We start from the raw sequence: 20110 nt of genomic DNA, 5'->3' as shown, positions 1-20110 counted from the left end.
TCCAGGTGTTCAAGGGATTGTAGAAACATCGGCTAAACAACGGACAATGGCGCCCATGGCGACGAAAAAATCCAAAGGCCTGGGCATGGGCCTGGAGGCCCTGCTCGGCCCCAAACTCAGCGATCAACCTGCGGCCACGCCGGAGGGCGGTGCGCCGTCCGTCCTGCGTCTGGACCTGATGCAGACGGGCAAGTACCAGCCGCGCACGCGCATGGACGAAGGCTCCTTGTACGAGCTGGCCGAGAGCATCAAGGCGCAGGGCATCATGCAGCCCATCCTGGTGCGACCCGTCGGGGGCGGCAAGTACGAGATCATCGCGGGCGAACGCCGCTCGCGTGCGGCCAAGCTGGCCGGCCTCACCGAGGTGCCCGTGCTGGTCAAGGATGTGCCGGACGAAGCCGCCGCCGCCATGGCCCTGATCGAGAACATCCAGCGCGAGGACCTCAACCCGCTGGAAGAGGCCCAGGGCCTGCAACGCTTGACCAGCGAGTTCGGCCTGACGCACGAGCAGGCCGCGCAGGCCGTGGGGCGCTCGCGCAGTGCTGCCTCCAACCTGCTGCGCCTGCTGAACCTGGCCGAGCCCGTGCAGGGCATGCTGATGGCCGGCGACATCGACATGGGCCATGCCCGTGCGCTGCTGCCGCTGGACAAGGCCGTGCAGATCACCACCGCCAACGAGGTGGTGGCCCGCAAGCTCAATGTGCGCGAGGCTGAAAAGCTGGTGGCCAAGGTGCAGGGCGCCGGGCGCCAGGCCCCGCTGCTGCGCGTCAAGTCAGAGAAGTCGCGCGATCTGGTCCGCCTGGAAGAGGCGCTGTCGGACATCCTGACCGCGCAGGTCGAGATCAACGTCAAGCGCAAGACCAAGCGCGGCGAACAAGGCGAGATCACCATCCAGTTCGGCAGCCTTGACGAGCTCAATGGCCTGATCGACAAGCTGCGCGGCGGCGCAGCCGAGTAAGCCCCCACGAGGACGCACCCAGGCATGCGCACCTGGCCTTTGCCGGCCTTGCTGACCTGGGCCCTGGCCTGGGGCCTGGCGCTGGCCTTGCGGGCCGTGCAGGCCCCTTTGTGGGCCGTGCTGATGCTGCCCACGGCCCTGGGGGTGTGCGCCACCTGGTTGCCCTTTGTGGCCTCGACCACCTGGCGGCGTGCGTTCGTGGCCGCCGGCTTCCCCTTGAGCGTGCTGGCGCTGGGGCAGGGCGCAGGCCTGCCCGCCTGGTTGTGGCTGGCGCCGCTGGCCTTGCTGTTGCTGGCCTACCCGGTGCATGCCTGGCGTGATGCGCCCGTGTTCCCGACCCCGCGCGGCGCGCTGCGCGAGCTGCCGCAGCATGCGCCGCTGGCCCCGGCGGACGCCTCACCTGAGGCCGCACCGGCCCGCATCCTGGACGCCGGCTGCGGGATGGGCGACGCCCTGGTCGAGCTGCATGCCGCTTACCCGCAGGCCCGCATCCACGGCATCGAGTGGAGCTGGTTGTGGCGCGTGGTGGCGGCCTTGCGTTGCCCCTGGGCCCGTGTGCGCCAGGGTGACATGTGGGCGCAAAGCTGGGCCGACTTTGACCTGGTCTACCTGTTCCAGCGGCCCGAGACCATGCCCCGCGCCATGGCCAAGGCCTGGCGCGAGATGCGCCCGGGCAGCTGGCTGGTGAGCCTGGAATTTGAAGCGCGTGATGACCGGGATCGGGCCTGGAAGCCGCATGCACGCTTGAGTTTGGAAGGCGCACGCCCGATATGGGTGTATCGCCTCGACCAACGTGAAACGGGGCGCCCGACTACACTGTCGGGCTCCAGTGAAAGCCTTGAATGACCCTGCCGACCGACTCGGTGCCCACCACCGAGACCCTGCCCTTCACCTCTGATGAGCTGCGTGCCGCCCTGGGCCAGTTCGCCACCGGGGTCACGATCGTGACGGCATGCGATGCCCAGGGGCGCCTGGTGGGGCTGACGGCCAATTCCTTCAACTCGGTGTCGCTGGCGCCACCGCTGGTGCTGTGGAGCCTGGCGCGCCAGTCGTCCAGCATGGCGGGTTTTCTGAATGCACGGCACTACGCCATCAATGTGCTGGCGGCCGACCAGCGCCCCCTGGCCGAGCGGTTTGCCCGTCGGGGCATCGACCGTTTCGAGGGCGCGCCCTGGCGCCCGGGCCTGACCGGCGCGCCGGTGATCGATGGCGCTGTGGCGGTGTTCGAGTGCAGCCACCGCAGCCAGTACGACGAGGGTGACCACGTCATCTTCGTGGGGCAGGTGGCGCATTGCCGCCGCCGCGTGGGGGCGACCCCGCTGGTGTTCCACGGCGGCCGCTTCTTCACCGACCTGCCGATCTGAGCCGGGGCAGGTTGGCCTCACTCAAGGCCTCACACTAGGCTTCACTCAGCCCAGATCCGGCGCCGCGCAGCGGTCCAGCAGCTTGAGAAAGCGGGCCACGTCCAGAGGCTTGGTCAGGTATTCCACGAAACCCCGCTCGCGCGCCTGGCTGATCTGGTCGGGCATGGCATCGGCCGACAGCGCCACCCGCGGGATGCTGGCGGTGGTCGCGGTTTGCGTCAATGCGTCAGACACGTCCAGCCCGCTCATGTCGCCCAGGTGCATGTCCAGCAGCAGCAAATCGGGTGGGCTGGACTGCGCCATGGTGATGGCCTGCTGGCCGCTGTGGGCCACCTCCAGGTGCCATTGAGGGCGCATGCGCATGACCTGGCGCAGCAACTCCACATTGATCACGTTGTCCTCGGCGTACAGCACGGTGCGTTGCGCCGCGCCGAGCTCATCGAGCGCGCCAAAGCCCGAGCGTGAGCCCAGCTCGGCGCATTCGGCATCCAGGGCCAGGGGGCGCGCCAGTGGCAGCCAGACCCGAAAGCTCGACCCATTGCCCGGTGTGCTGCTGACCTCGATGCGACCGTCCATCAGGTCCAGCAGGCGCTTGACGATGACCAGGCCGATGCCCGTGCCTTCGATGGCCGTGCGCTCTGCACCCAGGCGGTTGAAGGGCTCGAACAGGTGGTTGATCTGCTCGGGTGTCATGCCCTGACCCGTGTCGCTGACCGTGATCAGCACCTGCTCGTTGAGCGCCATGGCCTCGACCTTCACCTGCCCACCGGCGCGGTTGTACTTGATGGCGTTGGACAGCAGGTTGCTGAGCACCTGGCGCAGGCGCACCCGGTCGGCCTTCACATACACACCGGCATCGGGCAGGTGGTGAACCAGCTTGAGCCCGGCCGCCGCCGCCTGGTTGCTCAGCAGCGCCAGCGTCTCTTCCATGACCTTGCTGACGGCCAGGGTCTCGATCGACATGGGCAGGCTGCCCGCCTCGATGCGCGACAGGTCCAGCACGTCGGTCATCATGGCCAGCAGGTGCGCGCCCGCCCGCTCGATGTGCTCGACCTTCTGGCGCTGCACATCGTTGAGCGGGTTGCGCGGGTCCACGCGCAGCAGTTGCGCAAAACCCAGCATGGCATTGAGCGGGGTACGCAACTCGTGGCTCATGCGCGAGAGGAACTCGGTCTTGGCCTTGCTGGCGCGCTCGGCGGTCCGGGCCGAGCTCAGCGCTTCCTGCATGCGCACACGCTCGCTGATGTCCTCGATCACCGACACCATCTGCACGGGGCGGCCATTGCCGTCGCGCAGCATGACGCTGTTGAGCATGGCGTAGACGATCTGGCCGTCCGGGCGCACGTAGCGCTTCTCGCGCGCCATGCGGTCCTGACGGCCCGCCAGGATGCCCTCCATGGCGGCCAGGCTGCCCGCGGCATCATCGGGGTGGGAGATGTCCTGGTAGTGCAGGCCAATGAGGTTGTCGCGGCTGCGGCCGGTGATGTCCGCAAAACGCTGGTTGACCTCGACGAAATGGCCGCTTGGGGTCAGGCGGGCGATGCCCACGCCAGCGGCCTCGAACATGGCACGGTAATGCTCGTCGCCCGAGAGGGTGTCGAGACTGGGCGTCTGGCTCAGGTCGCCAGAAGACAGGGGGTCGGTTCCACCGTAGGTAGGGCTGGACATGGGGACAGCGTCAATCGGACACCACCCCTCAAGGCTTGCAGCTCATGGTGCTGCAGGACCTCGGCTCCTCCTCGACATGGACCGGACGGTGGTGACTTCCGGTGCATTACCGGCAACTGTCTCACACTTGATCGTCCTCGGCCAGCGGTGTGCGGGCCGAGTGACTTTGGTCGGCTGGTGGCAACACCAGCTCGACCCGGTTGCGGCCGTGAGCCTTGGCCTGATAAAGGCCACGGTCGGCGCGCTCCAGCGTCTCGTGCAGGGGCTCGCCCGGCGGGTGTTCCGTCAGGCCAGCCGAGAAGGTGATGCGCACGCCGTTGCCCACCACCACCTGCTGCAGTGCGGCCTGGAAACGCGCCAGCGAGGCCTGCGCACCGTGCAGACCCGGATCGGGTGCGGTCAGCATCAGCAGGAACTCTTCGCCGCCCCAGCGGGCCAGCACGTCGGTCTGGCGCAACTCCTTGCCGATGGCCTCGGCAAAGGCCTTGAGCACCGTGTCGCCCATCTGGTGGCCGAACTGGTCGTTGACGTGCTTGAAGTGGTCCAGGTCGATCAGGGCCAGGCAGAAGCCCTCGCCGCTGCGCAGCTGGCGCTTGAACTGCTGCTCCAGCAGCTGGTGCATGTGGCGGCGGTTGTGCAGGCCCGTGAGCTCGTCGCGGGTGGCCACTTCGTGCAGCATCGACAAGGCGTGTTGCAACTCCTGCTTCTGGTCAACCAGCTTGGTGCGCAGCTTGGCCACATGCGAGGCCACGGTCGAGATCACGGGCAGGGTGCAGGCGGCCAGCACGAACTTCATCACTTCCATGCGCACGTCGACCTGACCGGGCTCGTGCAGCGTCAGCCAGGCCATGGCCAGGCCCAGGCAGCCGAAGGTGCTGACACCCATGATGCGCACCTGGCGCGGGGTGAGCGTGATCATGCTGAAGACCATGACCAGGGCGATCAGCAGCAGCACCGCGTTGCGCAAAGGGCCCACGATCACATAGGCGATCAGGATGGAGGCCATGGCGAACAGGCATTGCGGCAGGTCCATGCCGGGGCTGCCCAGCCGGTTGGAGATGCCCGTGCGCACCAGCAGGTAAAACAGCGGCACGCCGGTCCACATGAAGGCCACCAGCGGCATGGCGGTGCGCGAAGGCACCTCCTGGATGTGCACGAGGTAGAGCAGGATGCCGGTGCAGGCCGCATAACCATAAAGCGCCAGCAACGTCATGGCGACGCGGGCGCGCAGTTTTGGTTCGGTCCCCAGGACGAGGTCGCTCAGTTTGCTCATTCTTGTAGCGTGCTCGGTTCGGTCGGGCTGCGGTAGGTGGCGTCGGCCGCGTTCAGGCCCATGCGGATCACCGTGCAGTTTCTGCCACCATCCTTGGCCTTGTACAGGGCGCGGTCTGCGCGCTCGATGCAGACATCCAGTGCCTCGCTCAGGTTGTAGGCGGTCAGGCCGGCAGAGAAGGTGGGCTTCAGATCGGGCAACGCCGGCACCAGGGTGGCTTCGGCCAGCAGCATGCGGGCGCGCTCCAGGCCCACATTGGCCAGCTCGGGTGAGGTGTCGTTGAGCAGCACGAGGAATTCTTCGCCGCCCCAGCGGGCCAGCACATCGGTGTCACGCAGGCCACTTTGCACCACTTTCGAGAAGTTGCGCAGCACCTCGTCGCCCACGGCGTGGCCATGGGTGTCGTTGATGCGCTTGAAGTGGTCGATGTCCAGCAGGGCCAGGCAGAAGCGGTGGTGGCCCGAACGCTCCAGGCGCTTCTTGTGCTGGCTGAGCACATCCATCATGTGGCGGCGGTTGACCAGGCCGGTGAGCTCGTCACGCGTGGCCAGGATCTGGATGCGCACCAGGGCGTTGGCCAGCTCGTCCTTCTGGGCCTGCAGCTTGGCGCGCAGGCTGCTGAGCTGGGCGGCCAGGCCGGAGATGGTGGGCACGATGGCCGCCGTCAGCACGAAGTGCGCGATCTCCAGCTTGAAGGGGTAGTTGTGCGGGTCCGTGCGGATCTTGATCAGGATGGCGACGCCCATCAGCACGACGGTGTAGCCGCCCGCGACGATGGCGCCTTTTTGCTTCATGTTGAAGATGCCGAATACCAGCACCAGCGCCAGCAGCATCATGGTCGAGCCGTGCACGGGGCCGGTGACCGAGTAGGCGCCCACGATGATGGTCAGCGCCGACAGGATCTGCGGCAGAGTCATGGCCGGGTCGTCAAAGCGCAGGTTCAGGCCCGTGCGCAGCACCACGTACCACAGCAGGATGTTGAGCAGGATGACGCCGCACAGGCGCTTGACGTCGTCCAGCTCCATGTAGCCGACCGACCAGGCGTAGATCTGCAGGAAGCAGCACGCGATGAACACATTGGCCGCCATCAGCGAGCGTGTGATGCGCAGGCGCTGTTTGCGGTCTGTGGTCAGCAGCAGGTCGTTGAGGCGTGAAATGAGGGGGGCGTACATGGTTGTGTCACGGCTTCATCTGGCTTTCGGCGGATTGCCTTGGCAGCTTGAGGGATTTGTCGCAATCTCCCCCCTCTTTCGGGCAGGGTTTGCGCATTTATCCGTTCGAAATTTTTGAACTGATGCATCAAGCCACTTCACCCAACTGGGTGCACAGTTCGTTCACCATTCAACTATTGCGCAATGCGGCAGGAGCCATCCACCATGAAAACCGGACAAAACCCCCCAATCCAGCGTTACAGCCTGGTGGCCATCGTTTTGCACTGGGTGCTGGCGCTGGCCATCCTCACCGCCTTCGTGGTGGGCGTGACCGTGGAGGACATGCCCTTGAGCCCCAGCAAGATCAAGCTGATCAACTGGCACAAGTGGGCCGGCATCGCCATCCTCTTGCTGTCGGTGCTGCGCCTGGTCTGGCGCCTGACGCACCGCCCGCCCGCCTTGCCCGACCGCATCCAGCAAGCCATGCCCGGGTGGCAGACCAAGGCCTACCACGCCACCCACCACCTGATGTACGCGCTGTTCTTCGTGGTGCCGCTGCTGGGCTGGGCCTACAGCTCGGCCAAGGGCTACCCCATCGTGTGGTTCGGCGTGCTGCCCCTGCCGGACCTGATGCCGGTCAACAAGGAGTTGGCCGACAGCATCAAGGAGGCGCATGGCGCCGCGGCCTTTGCCCTGATCGGCCTGGTGGCCCTGCATGTGGCTGCCGCGCTCAAACACCAGTTCATCGACAAGGACGGCCTGCTCGATCGCATGCGTCCTGGCCGGTGACCCTTCGCCGCTTCCTCTTTCGCTCGTTGAAAGGCACAACCATGTCTGCTTCTTTTGTTTCTCGCCGTGCGTTGCTGGCGCTGACCCTGACGGGCGCGGCGCTCTCGCTGCCCGCTCTGGCTGCCGAGCCGCAGGCCCTGGTGGCGGCCAAAAGCGAGGTCACCTTTGTGGCCAAGCAACTGGGCGTGCCGCTGGACGGCCGTTTCAAGACCTTCAGCGCCCAGACCGCGTTCGACCCCAAGGCCCCGCAGACCAGCAAGATCGCCTTCACGGTGGACCTGGGCAGCGTGGCGCTGAACCCCGATGCCGACACCGAGCTGGCCAAGCCCGAGTGGTTCAACATCGTGAAGTTCCCCAAGGCGAGCTTCCAGTCCACGGCCATCAAGGCGCTGGGGGCAGGGCGCTTCGAGGTGGCCGGCAAGCTGGCCATCAAGGGCAACGCCCGTGATCTGGTGGTGCCGGTGCAGGTGACGCAGGCCGGTGGCCTGAGCACCGCCACGGGTACCTTTGCCCTCAAGCGGCTGGACTTCAAGGTGGGTGAGGGCGATTGGGCTGACACCTCCGTGGTGGCCAATGATGTCCAGGTCAAGTTCAAGCTGGTGCTGCAAGGCGTGCCGGCGCTGTGATGCCCTTCTTTCCTTTGTTCCCTTTTTTGACAGGGCGCCCATTGGTGCCCGCCTTACCCAGGAGCCCTTCCATGAACCGTACCGCACTTGTTTCCTTGCTGGCCACCGCTGCACTGAGCGCCGGCATCGCCCACGCCGAACCCGCCACCTACACCGTGGACCCGACGCACACCTTCGTGACCTTCGAGGCCAAGCACTTCGGCACCTCGACCAACCGTGGCCGCTTCGACAAGAAGAGTGGCTCGGTCACCATCGACGCTGCAGCCAAGACCGGCAAGGTGGACATCAGCATTGACATGGCCTCGATCAACAGCGGCACCGACGCCTTCAACAATCACCTCAAGAGCAAGGACTTCTTCAACGTCGAAGCCTTCCCCAAGTCGACCTTCGTGAGCGACAAGGTGATCTTTGAAGGCGACAAGGTCTCGGCCGTGGTCGGCACGCTGACCCTGCTGGGCAAGAGCCAGACGGTGACCCTCAAGGCCAACAACTACGGCTGCTACCAGAACCCCATGCTCAAGCGTGAAGTGTGCGGCGGTGACTTCGACACCACCATCACCCGCAGCGAATACGGCATGAACTACGGCCTGCCTTTCATTCCTGACAACGTGCACCTGATCATCCAGATCGAGGCCGTCAAGCAGTAAAGCTGCACGGCTTGCACGCATGCCCGAGCGGGGTGCGTGCACCTTTTTGTATGCAATTTGCACCAGATTTTGTATGCAATCTGGTGCGTCTTCCCAGGGTAGCGCCCCTTCAGCGCGCGTTTTGAGCTGCTGAGCTGGCATTTTCGGCTGGCACACGCTTTGCACTGTGAAACCCCCGTTGGCGCAAGCCGGATGGAGGTGGGTGATGAGCGTGATGTCCTTGCACGAGCAGCGTGTGGCCACGATGGCCGCACAGGCTGATCTGGAGCTGCATCAACTGGTCAAGCGCTATGGCATGGGGCCGCGTGCACCGATGGCCGTCGACCACATCGGTCTGACGGTCAAGGCCGGTGCCTATTGCTGCTTGCTTGGCCCATCGGGTTGTGGCAAGACCTCGACCTTGCGCATGATCGCCGGCCACGAAGAGGTGAGCGAGGGCGACATCGTGCTGGGCGGTCGCAACATCACGCACCTGCCTGCCTCGGCGCGCGGCACGGCCATGATGTTCCAGAGCTATGCGCTGTTCCCGCATCTGAGTGCGCTCGACAACGTCGCCTTCAGCCTGAAGATGCGTGGTGTGGACAAGGCCACGCGGCAAGCCAAGGCCATGGACCTGCTGCAGCGCGTGTCCCTGGCCCATCTGGCTGAACGCAAGCCCGCCGAGATGTCGGGTGGCCAGCAGCAGCGTGTGGCGCTGGCCCGTGCCCTGATCACCGAGCCGCGGGTGCTGCTGCTCGACGAGCCGCTGTCTGCGCTCGACCCTTTTCTGCGCATCAAGATGCGCGCCGAGCTCAAGGCCTGGCAAAAGAGCCTGGGCATGACCTTCATCCATGTGACGCACTCGCAGGAAGAGGCCATGGCCCTGGCCGACCAGGTGGTGGTGATGAACGCAGGCCGCATCGAGCAGCAAGGCAGCCCGCATGCCGTCTTCAATGCGCCGCGCACCGAGTTCGTGGCGCGCTTCATCGGTGGCCACAACGTGATCCCCCAGGGCGAGGCCAAGGTGGCCGTGCGCACCGACAAGTCACAGCTCAGCCGCCAGCCCGTGTCGGGCGACGTGGGTCAGTTGAGCGCCACCGTGACCGGTGTCGAGTACCAGGGCACCTACGTGCTGCTGACCCTGCACAGCCCGGCCTTGCCCGGTGAGGGCGAGCTCAGCGTGATGCTGGGCGAGGCCGCCTTCGACGCCGCCCCCTGGCAGCCCGGCGAAGCCGCCCATGTGCACTGGCGCCTGCAGGACGTGCACGCGCTGGCCGCCTGAGGCGCGGCCGCCATCTTCCCTTGTTTCTGTCCAACGTGTTCCCAATGGAGAGTCCCATGTCACAAGCTTCTGATTGCCCTGAGAACAGTCACGTGCCGAGCGATGCGGCCCATGACAGCGTCACCCTTGACAGCGGCCTGTCGCGCCGCACCGTGATCAAGTCCGGCTTGCTTGGTGCCACCGGCATCCTGGCCAGCGGCTACGCGCCTTTCGTGCGTGCCGACGAGAAGATCACCCTGCGCTACCTGGGCACGGCCGTGAACCAGGACAAGACCATTGCCGACAAGTTCGAAGCCGACACCGGCATCAAGATCCAGTACATCCCCGTCACCACCGATGACGTGACCAAGCGCGCGGTGACCGCGCCCAACAGCTTCGACCTGATCGACACCGAGTACTTCTCGCTCAAGAAGATCATCCCCACCGGCAACCTCAAGGGCATCGACGTCAAGCGCATCAAGCACGCCGACAAGATCACCTCGTTGTTCACCAAGGGCGAGGTCAACGGCAAGAAGGTGGGCGACCAGGGCACCGCGCCCAAGAAGGTGATGTACCTCGAAGGCGAGAAGAGCAAGGCCTTCGCCAAGAGCCCCACGCAGTTCATGACCTTGATCCCCACGGTCTACAACGCCGACACGCTGGGCATCCGGCCCGACCTGATCAAGCGCCCCATCGAGAGCTGGAAGGAGTTGCTCAACCCCGAGTTCAAGGGCAAGGCCGCCATCCTCAACATCCCCTCGATCGGGATCATGGACGCGGCCATGGTGGTCGAAGCCATGGGCCTGTACAAGTACCCCGACAAGGGCAACATGACCAAGAAGGAGATCGACCTCACGATCAAGACCTTGATCGAAGCCAAGCGGGCAGGGCAGTTCCGCAGCCTGTGGAAGGACTTCAACGAGTCGGTCAACCTGATGGCGTCGGGCGAGGTGGTGATCCAGTCGATGTGGTCGCCTGCCGTGACAGCGGTGCGCACCAAGGGCATCGCCTGCACCTTCCAGCCCTTGAAGGAAGGCTACCGCGCCTGGGCGGCGGGCTTTGGCGTGCCCGCCACCTCATCGGGCAAGAAGCTCGATGCCACCTATGAGTTCATCAACTGGTTCCTTGATGGCTGGGCTGGGGCCTACCTCAATCGCCAGGGCTATTACAGCGCCGTGCTGGAGACGGCCAAGGCCAAGATGGAAGCCTATGAATGGGCCTACTGGATGGAAGGCAAGCCCGCCTCGCAGGACATCAAGTCGCCCACCGGCCAGGTGCTGGCCAAGAAGGGCGAGTTGCGTGACGGCGGCAGCTACGAAGCCCGCATGGGCGGCATCGCGTGCTGGAACGCGATCATGGATGAGAACACCTACATGGTCAGTAAATGGAATGAATTTGTAGCTGCGTAGTTGTTGCCCCCCCTACGCGCTTCGCGGGCTTGCAGCCCGCGCCCTCCCGAGGACGGGAGGGCCCTTCGCCAGGCTCGTTCAGTCCTCAAGGACGGTACGAGTCCGGGCTCAGCCCCCCAGGGGGCGACACCGATGGCCCGGCGGAGCCGGATCCATGGTGTCCGCTGGATCTGATGGTGACGCGCCAAGGGCTGCGCGTCATGGCTTGAAATTTTTTATCGGAGTACCTTCACATGAGCACACCTTTCTCTCGTTCTTCGCTGCGCTTGTCCACCATGGCCCTGGCTGTCCTGCTTGGCCAGGCCGGCATGGCCCAGGCGCAGTCCAACGTGACCATCTACGGGGCCATTGGCCTGGATGTGATCTCGGCCACGCATGTCTACAACGGCACGGGCAGCGGCTCGGTCGTCAAGATCGATGACAACGCCATCGTCAACTCGCGCATCGGCATCAAGGGCAGTGAAGACCTGGGCGGCGGCCTCAAGGCCGTGTTCGATCTGGAGTCGTCCATCAACCCTGACACCGGCACGGCACGCAGCACCTTCTGGAACCGCGGCGCCTATGTGGGCCTGACGGGCGGCTTGGGCTCGATCAAGGTCGGGCACCAGTGGAACGTGGCCGATGACTACATGGGCAACTACTTTGTCTTTGGCTACTACGCGCCCTTCTTGATGAGCGGCTTTTATGCCTTGAGTGATTACTACGACAACGCCATCAAGTACAACTCGCCCAATATCGGCGGCTTTGAAGGTGGCGTGTATTACGCGGCGGGCGAGAAGGCCGGCATGCACTCGGCGGGCCAGAAGTTCCAGGTGGCCGGTACCTATACCGGTGGCCCCTTCAGCGCCGGCCTGGCCGCCTTCTCCGAGAAGAACCCGCTGGGTGGCACCGATGGCAACACCATGTATGCCGCTGGCGTGAGTTATGACTTCGGCGTGGCCAAGGGCCGCCTGGGCCTGGCCACCGCCGATGTGCGCTACACCACCCCGTTCAAGGCCAAGCTGTATGACCTGGGTGTGGACGTGCCCATCAATGCGGCGCTCACCACCTCGCTGGACTACGTCAAGAAGGACGTGACCGACAGCCCCGATGACACCTACTACGTGCGTGGCCGCGCCAGCTATGCCTTGTCCAAGCGCACCAGCCTGAACTTCAACCTCATCTACCTGAAGAACAAGGGCAACGCCAACTTCGCCTTCATCTCCGAGCTGCCCGGCTTTGCGGGTGAGGCGGGCCAGTCGCAGACCATCGTCACCGCTGGCATCACGCACAGCTTCTGATGGCTGTTTGAGCGCGTGCGTCACGAAGGACCCCACATGAAGAAAGCATTGCCTTCCTGGTTGCAGGCCTCGCCCATGGGCGCGGTCTTCCTGGTGTTCTTCGTGATGCCGCTGCTCTTGATCGTGGCCGTGAGCTTCTGGCCGCAAAACGAGTACACGCTGGAGCCTGGCTTCACCCTGTCCAACTACACCTCGCTGTTTGACGGGTGCTTTGGCGGTGGTGAGGCCGGCGAGTTGTGCACCACCTTCAAGACCTACCTGTCCACCTTGAAGTTCTGCGCGCTGGTGTGGGCCATCACGCTGGTGCTGGGCTTCACGCTGTCTTACTTCGTGGCCTTTCACGTGCCCAGCCTGGGCGCGCAGACCGTGCTGTTCACGGTCATGACCATCCCCTTCTGGACTTCCAACGTGATCCGCATGATCTCGTGGATCCCGCTGCTGGGCCGCAACGGCTGGGTCAACCAGACCTTGATGGACCTGGGCCTGATCCGCCAGCCGCTGGAGTGGTTGCTGTACTCGGACTTCTCGGTGGTGCTGGCTTTCGTGCACCTCAACACCACCTTCATGATGGTGCCCATCTTCAACTCGATGATGAAGATCGACCGCGCCTTGCTGGAGGCGGCCAACGACTGTGGCGCCAGCGCCTGGCAGACCTTGTGGAACGTGATCGTGCCACTGTGCCGCACCGGCATTCTGATCGGCTCTATCTTCGTGATCACACTGGTCATGGGCGACTTTGTCACCGTGGGCGTGATGGGTGGCCAGCAGATCGCCTCCGTCGGCAAGACCATCCAGGTGCAGACCTCTTACCTGCAGTTCCCGCTGGCCGCCGCCAATGCGGTGGTGCTGCTGGGCGTGGTGCTGCTCATCATCGTGGCGCTCAACCGCCTGGTTGACCTCAGAAAGGAGCTTTGAAAATGGCTCACCCCCTACGCGCTTCGCGCGCCCCCTCAAGGGGGCACCACCAGTGGCCCGGCCAAGCCGGATCCACGGTGGTCGCTGGATTTGTTGATGGTGCTCTGCCAAGCCTCAAGCGCGCTGGAGCAAGCGAGGTGTCACATGAATAGACGTGGGTTCTGGCCCCTGGCCATCGTGTTCGCGCTGTACGTGCTGTTCCTGTACGGCCCGGTCATCACCATCTTCGTGCTCAGCTTTCAAGGGCCTGAAGGCGGGCTGACCTTCCCGATGCGGGGCGCGTCGCTGCACTGGTACCACGAGCTGTTCAAGGGCCTGGGGGTGGTGGACATCGGGGCGGCCATCCGCCGCTCGCTGGGGCTGGGCCTCGTGGTGATGGCGCTGACCGTGTTGCTGTCGCTGCTGGCGGGCCTGGCCTTTCGCAAGGGCTTCAAGGGCAGCGGGGTGCTGTTCTACAGCTCGGTGGCCAGCCTGATCATGCCCTCCATCATCATCTCGCTGGGCATCGGCCTGCAGTTCCGCCTGTTCGACACGCTCATCAAGGGCGTGCTGGAGGCGCTGGGCTGGACGGCCACCCTGGAGGGCTACAACACGCTCATGGGCCTGTACACCTCGGGCCTGGGCGCCCACCTGACCTGGACGCTGCCCTTTGGCATGCTCATCATGTTTGCCGTCTTCAACCGCTTCAACCCGGCTTACGAAGAGGCCGCGCGCGATCTGGGCGCCACGCCCTGGCAGGCCCTGCGCCATGTGGTGCTGCCCTTGATCGGCCCATCGCTGGTGGGGGTGGGCATGTTCGGCTTCACCTTGAGCTGGGACGAGATCGCGCGGTCTTCACAGGCCATTGGCGATGTCAACACCCTCCCGCTGGAGCTGCAGGGCCTGACCACCACCGTGACCACGCCGGCCATCTATGCACTGGGCAGCATGACCACCCTGGTGTCGCTGGCGGTGATCCTGTTCGCGCTGGGCGCCGCCGCCTTGATGCGCCGACGCGCCGCAGCCCGCCTTTGAAACCACCGCATGACCATGCCCCCAAGCAAGAAGACCGACCCGGTGGCCGAACCCGAAACGGGCGCGGCCCCCAGCCCGTCCGCGCTGTCGGACGAGGACATCCACCGCCGCCTGATCGAGGCCATCGTGGACCAGCGCCTGCTGCCCGGCACCAAGCTGGTGGAGGACAAGCTGGGCCAGCTCTTTGGCGTGTCTCGCACGCGCATCCGCCAGGTGCTCATCCGGCTGGCGCAAGAGCAGGTGGTCACCATCCTGCCCAACAAAGGCGCCAGCATCGCCGAGCCCACGGTGGCCGAGGCGCGCGAGGTGTTTGAAGCGCGTAGCGTGATCGAGGCCGTGCTGGTGCGCCGTTTCATCGAGCGCGCCCGACCTGCCCATCTCAAGGCCCTGGCCGCCTGCATCGAGGCCGAGGAGGCCGCGCGCCAGGCGGGTGACCACGCCATGGCCTTGCGCCACTCCGGCCAGTTCCACCTGCTGCTGGCCGAGGCCGCAGGGCACAAGACCTTCGAGACCTTCCTGCGCAAGCTGGTGTCCCGCACCAGCCTGATCCTGATGAGCTACGCGCCGGTCGAGCGCCATCGCACGCAGCCGCAAGGCGCGCCGGTGCGCTGGGTGCAGGCTTGTCGTTGCGACGAGCACCGCGGCCTGCTCGCGGCCTTGCGCTCGGCCGTCAAGGGCAAGGCGCCAGCCGATGAGTCCATTGCCTTGATGACCTCGCACCTGGCCCACATCGAGGCGGGCCTGTGCTTCAACCAGCCCCAGTCGCCGCCCGGTGATGTCTGGTCTTCCCTGGGCCTCACGGGTTGATCACCGCACCGCATCCGGAGACCCGCCCATGCGCCATGTGTTGATCATCAACCCCAATACCCGCCAGGCCTTGACGGCACAGCTGGTCGACCAGATCGGCCAGGTGCTGGCCGACACGGGGCTGGCAGTGATGGGCGTGACCGCACCCTTCGGATCGGACTACATCGCCAGCGAGCAAAGCTATGTGGTGGCGGCCCACGCCGTGCTGGACGCCTGGCAGGCCCATGTCATCGAGCATGGCCCGCCGCGCGCCGTGCTGGTGGCCTGCTTCGGGGATCCGGGCGTGTGGGCGCTGCGCGAAACCACCGGGGTGCCCGTGATGGGCCTGGCAGAAGCCGCCATGCGCGAGGCCGATGCGCTGGGCCCGTTTGCCATCGTGACCGGCGGTGCCGCGTGGGGGCCGATGCTGGAGCGGCTGGCGCGTGGCCTGCAGCTGGCCGGGGCAGGGCGCCTGCGCTGGGTGCGCACGGTCGATGCTTCGGGCAGCCAACTGGCAAGTGACGCCGATGCGGGTCTGCGGGCCATCGCGATGGCCTGCGAGCAGGTGATGGCTGACGATGCCGCACACCTGGCCGCGCACCGGATTGCACTGGGCCAGACACCCTCCGGGCAGGCCGTATCTGTGCGTGCCGGCCAGCCCTTGGCCAGCATCATCGTGGGTGGGGCGGCGCTGGGGGGCTGGGTACCAGCCTTGTCCTCATCTTGCAGCGGCGCAAGCCTGATCGACAGCGTGCAGGCCGGTGCGCGCTGGTTGCGCCAGCACGGTTGAGCCCGTGGTGTCTGGCGCTCAGGCCGGGTTGCCGACCTGGTCCAGCGGCTGTGCTTGCAGCGTCTGAAGGTGGCGCATCAGCACGGCTTGCAACTCGTCCTGCCTGAAGGGTTTGGCGAGGTGCTCGTTCATGCCCACCGCCAGGCAACGCTCGCGGTCGCTGCTCATGGCATTGGCCGTCAGGGCCACCACGGGCACCGGGGGGCGGCCATGGTGGTGTTCCCAGGCCCGCAGGCGCCGCGTGGCCTCGATGCCGTCGAGCTCGGGCATCTGGCAGTCCATCAGCACCACGTCATACGGGTGGTCCAGGCGTTGCAGCTCGGCCAGGGCCTGCAGGCCGTTTTCCACGCGGGTCACGACCACGTCCAGTTTGGCCAGGATGGCTTCGGCCACGATGGCGTTGACGGGGTTGTCCTCGGCCATCAGCACATGGCCTCGCGAGCCGGCGACGGGCAAAGGGCCGAGCGTGACGTGGGGTGTGATGGCTGGCAACTCGCGCAGGTCGGACAGATCCAGGTCCACCTGCTCGACCTGTGCGCCGGGCAGGGGCACGGTCAAGGTGAAGGTCGAGCCCTGGTCCAGCACGCTGGTGCACACGATGTCGCCGCCCATGGCGCGGGCGATCTCGCGGGAAATCGTCAGGCCCAGGCCCGTGCCCTTTTGTTTGCGGGCAAAGGTGCCGTCCACCTGGTGGAAGGCATCAAAGATGCGCGGCAGGTGCTGGGGCGAGATGCCCGCGCCGGTGTCCTCGATCTGAAAACGCATCACCTGTTGGTCTTCGGCGCCGGGAGCAGCCTGGCGCGCGACCTGGAGTCTGACCTCGCCTTGCTCGGTGAACTTGATGGCATTGCCCACCAGGTTGAGCAAGACCTGCCGCACGCGGGCCGCGTCGCCCCTGACCCAGCACGGGGAGGGCAGGTCCAGCGAGGTGCGCAGCCGCAGGCCCTTCTCGGCCGCTGCCACATTGAGCACGGACAGCACCTCGTTGATCACGCCATGCAGCTCGAAGGCGCTGGGGTTGATCTGCAGCTTGCCGGCTTCGATGCGCGAGAAATCCAGCACGTCGTTGATGATGCCCAGCAGGTGCTCGCCCGTGCGCTCGATCAGCTCGACCTGCTGGCGCGCTTCGGTGAGCGGGCCCAGCTTGCCGGGCAGGGGTTGTGCACCAGCCGCGCCAGGCCCAGGATGCCGTGCAGCGGCGTGCGCATCTCGTGGCTCATGGTGGCCAGGAACTGGTCCTTGACGGCGCTGTGGCGCTGCGCGAGTTTCAGGGCCTCGGCCCGCTCGCGCGCGATGCGGTCGGTCGTGAAGCGCAGCCACAGCAACTCGGTGGTGCGCCGCTCCACGCGGCGGCTCTCGAACATCATCAGCGCCAGCAGGGACAGCAGGCCCACGCCACCGTACAGGCCATAGGCGTCCATGCGGGTGAACAGCTTGAGGCTGGCGGGCAGCAGCAGCGGCAGGTTCATCAGCATGCTGGGCACGATGTGCGCCTGCAGCGTGAAGGTGCACACCGCACAGGCCCCGATCAGGGTGGCCACGATCATGACGGTGGTGACCATGTCCTGCACGGGCAGGAAGGCGCCGGCCAGGCCCCAGAGGCTGCCATGCAGGGCGCACACCACATTCAGGCTGGTGAGCCAGCCCGGGCTGGCACGGTTGCGCGAGCCCAGGTAGGCACTCAGGTGCACCACCCTCATGATGGAGCCCAGCACGCACAGGCCGGCCCACACCATCGTGAGGGTGCGGCCCATTTGCGGCGCCACCAGCAAGGCCAGCGCCACCGCGAAGATGCCGCTGAACAGCGCCACCGGCACCGTGGAGGCGAACAGCATGCGGATGCGCTCGGCACGGATCAGCCGAGACAGCTCGGGGTCGTCCGGCGAGACCCGCGTCCGGTCCGGATCGGGCAGCATGAGGGCGTGGCAATTGAACCGCATCCGGTTCTTATCGTCGTGGGGCCCAAAAGACTTGAGGCCCGCATGAGCGGGCCTCGTTCAATGTGGGTCGGTGAGGGTTCAGCCTTCGCCCTGGGACAGGTTCAGCCGTTCGCACACGCGCATGGTGGCCAGCTTGAAGGCCTCGAAATGCAGGCCCACCTGGTGGGCGATGGGCTCCAGCTCGGTCCAGACAGCCTGCGGGTCATTTGAGCGGTCCGGGTGCAGCAGCAGGGCGTCCACGGCCGCGCCGATGGTCAGCAGCTTTTGCACAGCCGGGCGCTCTTGCGCCCATTGGCTGGGGGTGTTGGGGCGGGCGCGCACGCTGTCAGACACGTCGCGCGACAGGCCCCAGGACTGGCACAGGGCCGCACCCAGCGCCGAGTGACTCACGCCAAAGGCTTCGATTTCGGCGGCGCACAGCAAGGCTTCGTCGTGGGTGTCTGCCTCCAGGGCCTGGTAGCGCTGGCGGTCATAGGCATACAGCACGGCGCGGCCCGTTTCGGCGAACAGGCCCGAGGTGTGCGCTTGCCAGGGGTCCACATCCAGCTGGCGGGCGATGCGGCCCATGGCCAGGCCACGGATGCCGGCGCGGTCCCAAATTTGTTGCAGCAAGGGGCTGGGCGGGAAGGCCCCGCGCAGGCCGATCTCGTAGGTCAGGCCGGCCACCTGGGCCATGCCCAGATAACGGATGCCTTCGTGCACGGTCTCCACCCGCTTGAGCAGGCCGAACAGCGCGGAGTTCACGGTGCGGACCACGGCCGAGGACAAGGCCATGTCGGTTTCGATCAGCGAGGACAGCTGGTCGATGGAGCTGTCTTCTTCTGCCATCAGCAAGGACAGCTTGACCAGCGTGCTGGGGCAGGCCGGCAGGTCGATGTTGAGGTTGCGAAGCTGGGGGGCGATGGTCATGACGGGCTCTCATCCAATGATGCCAGGCCAGTCTAGGCTTTTGCCCCGCCAGGGAAAAGCAGAAGTGCCTCGTGAAGCCGAGGCTTTAACGGGTTTTGCCCGTGAAGGATTGCCGCTTTGGCCTGCTTGGCCCTCAATGGCCCTTAATGGCGCTTCAGCGCACGGCAAAGCGCCGGCGCGGGATGCGGGCGGCCTGTGCGGTCAGGCCATTGCTGCGGCGGAACTCGCTGGGCGGCATGCCCTTCCAGCGGCGGAAGGCTTCGATGAAGGTGGTCACGTCGGCATAACCCAGGCGCTCGGCGATCTCGCCATGCGTCAGGCTGGCCGAGGCCATCAGCTCTTCGGCCAGGGTCGAGCGCACCTCTTCGAGCAGGGCGCGGAAGGTGGCGCCTTCGGCCGTCAGGTGGCGACGCAGCGTGCGCGAGGTGATCTTCATCTCGCTGGCGATCTCTTCCATGTCGGGGATGTGGCCAGGTGTGCGCAGCAGGCGGTCGCGCACGGAGGCCGACACGCCGGTGCGGGCCTTGCGGGCTTCGACCAGCTTGCGGCACATCTGCTCGCACAGGGCGGCGGTGTGCGGGTCGGCCTGGGGCAGGCGCTCGTGCATCACGGCGGCGTCGAACAGGGCGCAATCGCGCGCCTGGCCGAACATCGGGCGGATGCCGAACAGGCTGGTGTAGGCCTCGACGATGTCGGGTGTGGGCTCGGGCCGCCGCATGTGGATGGCGCGGAAGGGCAGGGGGTGGCCCAGGATTTCGCGCTGCAAGGTGATGACGGCGGCGCGGTCGCGGTCCAGGATGAACTGGCGCACGTCGGGGGGCAGGTGGTCGCTCTGGAAGGAGGACTGGATCAGGTCACCGATTTGCTCGATCTCGTTGATCGTCAGCGAGAAGGTCAGGTTCAGCATGCGCGAGGCCATGCCGACGCCGGCGCCCAGGGTCGGGCTGCTCATCACCGCGTAGCCCCACAGGCCGTAGGTGGTGACGTGGTAGCGGGTGCCGGCCTGCAGGCCCAGCGTGGGGATGTGGGGCAGCGCGTGGATCAGGTTGCGGATCAGCTGCACTTCCTGATGGGCTTCGATTTCACCCTTGGGGTCGTCCAGCAGGGCGCGTGTGATGCCGGTGTGGCGCAGCATGTTGTCCACGCTGACGCCGTGATCGAAACCAAGCTGAGTCAGGACCCGGGCGGTGGCGATGCCTCGCCTGAAGTCCCAGATGGATTTGGCAGATGCTCTGGCGCTCATGATGTTCCCCACGCTCCCTGCGCGATTTGACAAGGGATTATGTCTGTCTTAGTTACATGTGTGTCCTTAAAACTGTCACCTACTATGACATTATTTCAAACTAGGGAT

20 protein-coding genes are annotated in these 20110 nt (G+C 65.7%); 13 read left to right on the top strand and 7 right to left on the bottom strand.

What is annotated here, in order from left to right:
• Positions 1-55 precede the first annotated feature (55 nt).
• The 3 genes from HY019_RS01010 to HY019_RS01000 are packed head-to-tail and all read left to right on the top strand — an operon-like array spanning position 56 to position 2322.
• The gene (locus HY019_RS01010) at positions 56-958 is read left to right on the top strand and encodes a ParB/RepB/Spo0J family partition protein (protein WP_290687638.1); all 903 of its coding nucleotides are present in this window, start codon (positions 56-58) and stop codon (positions 956-958) included.
• Between the two features lie 24 nt (positions 959-982).
• Positions 983-1804, top strand: coding sequence for a class I SAM-dependent methyltransferase (locus tag HY019_RS01005; protein ID WP_290687636.1), 822 nt, complete (start codon positions 983-985; stop codon positions 1802-1804).
• Positions 1801-2322 carry a flavin reductase family protein gene (locus HY019_RS01000; protein WP_290687634.1) on the top strand — a complete coding sequence of 174 codons (522 nt, stop codon included), beginning with the start codon at positions 1801-1803 and terminating at the stop codon, positions 2320-2322. The genes HY019_RS01005 and HY019_RS01000 overlap by 4 nt, the downstream gene beginning before the upstream one ends.
• Before the next feature lie 45 nt (positions 2323-2367).
• Here HY019_RS01000 and HY019_RS00995 read toward each other — a convergent pair whose 3' ends face one another.
• The 3 genes from HY019_RS00995 to HY019_RS00985 all read right to left on the bottom strand — a co-directional run bounded on the left by HY019_RS00995 (position 2368) and on the right by HY019_RS00985 (position 6435).
• Positions 2368-3990: a PAS domain-containing hybrid sensor histidine kinase/response regulator gene (locus HY019_RS00995; RefSeq protein WP_290687633.1), complete on the bottom strand. Its 1623-nt coding sequence runs from the start codon at positions 3988-3990 to the stop codon at positions 2368-2370.
• Between the two features lie 121 nt (positions 3991-4111).
• Positions 4112-5263, bottom strand: a complete 1152-nt coding sequence (locus tag HY019_RS00990) for a GGDEF domain-containing protein (RefSeq protein WP_290687632.1) — start codon at positions 5261-5263, stop codon at positions 4112-4114.
• The gene (locus HY019_RS00985) at positions 5260-6435 is read right to left on the bottom strand and encodes a GGDEF domain-containing protein (RefSeq protein WP_290687631.1); all 1176 of its coding nucleotides are present in this window, start codon (positions 6433-6435) and stop codon (positions 5260-5262) included. The genes HY019_RS00990 and HY019_RS00985 overlap by 4 nt, the downstream gene beginning before the upstream one ends.
• Positions 6436-6639: 204 nt before the next feature.
• Between HY019_RS00985 and HY019_RS00980 the strand changes: the two genes are divergently transcribed.
• The 10 genes from HY019_RS00980 to HY019_RS00935 all read left to right on the top strand — a co-directional run bounded on the left by HY019_RS00980 (position 6640) and on the right by HY019_RS00935 (position 15910).
• Complete coding sequence (locus tag HY019_RS00980; protein ID WP_290687629.1) at positions 6640-7203, top strand: cytochrome b; 564 nt, start codon at positions 6640-6642, stop codon at positions 7201-7203.
• A gap of 41 nt (positions 7204-7244) precedes the next feature.
• A complete protein-coding gene (locus tag HY019_RS00975; RefSeq protein ID WP_290687627.1) occupies positions 7245-7829 on the top strand; it encodes a YceI family protein in 585 nt (194 codons plus the stop codon).
• 71 nt (positions 7830-7900) lie between these two features.
• On the top strand, positions 7901-8476 hold the full coding sequence (locus tag HY019_RS00970) for a YceI family protein (protein WP_290687625.1): 576 nt from the start codon (positions 7901-7903) through the stop codon (positions 8474-8476).
• A gap of 205 nt (positions 8477-8681) precedes the next feature.
• Positions 8682-9737 carry an ABC transporter ATP-binding protein gene (locus HY019_RS00965; protein WP_290687623.1) on the top strand — a complete coding sequence of 352 codons (1056 nt, stop codon included), beginning with the start codon at positions 8682-8684 and terminating at the stop codon, positions 9735-9737.
• 56 nt (positions 9738-9793) lie between these two features.
• The gene (locus HY019_RS00960; RefSeq protein ID WP_290687621.1) at positions 9794-11125 is read left to right on the top strand and encodes a PotD/PotF family extracellular solute-binding protein; all 1332 of its coding nucleotides are present in this window, start codon (positions 9794-9796) and stop codon (positions 11123-11125) included.
• A gap of 233 nt (positions 11126-11358) precedes the next feature.
• Positions 11359-12405, top strand: a complete 1047-nt coding sequence (locus HY019_RS00955; protein WP_290687619.1) for a porin — start codon at positions 11359-11361, stop codon at positions 12403-12405.
• Positions 12406-12441: 36 nt separating this feature from the next.
• Positions 12442-13320 (top strand): ABC transporter permease, encoded by an 879-nt coding sequence (locus HY019_RS00950; protein WP_290687617.1) that lies wholly within the window; start codon positions 12442-12444, stop codon positions 13318-13320.
• Between the two features lie 144 nt (positions 13321-13464).
• Positions 13465-14334, top strand: a complete 870-nt coding sequence (locus HY019_RS00945) for an ABC transporter permease (protein WP_290687615.1) — start codon at positions 13465-13467, stop codon at positions 14332-14334.
• A 9-nt stretch (positions 14335-14343) separates the two neighbouring features.
• Positions 14344-15141, top strand: coding sequence for a GntR family transcriptional regulator (locus HY019_RS00940; RefSeq protein ID WP_290687613.1), 798 nt, complete (start codon positions 14344-14346; stop codon positions 15139-15141).
• A gap of 28 nt (positions 15142-15169) precedes the next feature.
• Positions 15170-15910 carry an aspartate/glutamate racemase family protein gene (locus HY019_RS00935; protein WP_290687611.1) on the top strand — a complete coding sequence of 247 codons (741 nt, stop codon included), beginning with the start codon at positions 15170-15172 and terminating at the stop codon, positions 15908-15910.
• Between the two features lie 18 nt (positions 15911-15928).
• On the opposite strand, the gene HY019_RS00930 is transcribed toward HY019_RS00935, so the two are convergent.
• The 4 genes from HY019_RS00930 to HY019_RS00915 form a co-directional block, all read right to left on the bottom strand.
• Complete coding sequence (locus tag HY019_RS00930) at positions 15929-16972, bottom strand: ATP-binding protein (RefSeq protein WP_290687609.1); 1044 nt, start codon at positions 16970-16972, stop codon at positions 15929-15931.
• 41 nt (positions 16973-17013) lie between these two features.
• Entirely contained in the window at positions 17014-17850 is an 837-nt protein-coding gene (locus HY019_RS00925) for a histidine kinase dimerization/phospho-acceptor domain-containing protein (protein WP_290687608.1), read from the bottom strand.
• Between the two features lie 78 nt (positions 17851-17928).
• Positions 17929-18759, bottom strand: a complete 831-nt coding sequence (locus HY019_RS00920; RefSeq protein WP_290687607.1) for an HDOD domain-containing protein — start codon at positions 18757-18759, stop codon at positions 17929-17931.
• A gap of 154 nt (positions 18760-18913) precedes the next feature.
• Complete coding sequence (locus HY019_RS00915) at positions 18914-20002, bottom strand: AraC family transcriptional regulator (protein ID WP_290687606.1); 1089 nt, start codon at positions 20000-20002, stop codon at positions 18914-18916.
• Positions 20003-20110: the final 108 nt, after the last annotated feature.

This window comes from Aquabacterium sp. (assembly GCF_016195855.1).
Classification (GTDB): Bacteria; Pseudomonadota; Gammaproteobacteria; order Burkholderiales; family Burkholderiaceae_C; genus Aquabacterium.
This window is presented reverse-complemented; position numbering and strand designations above follow the sequence as displayed.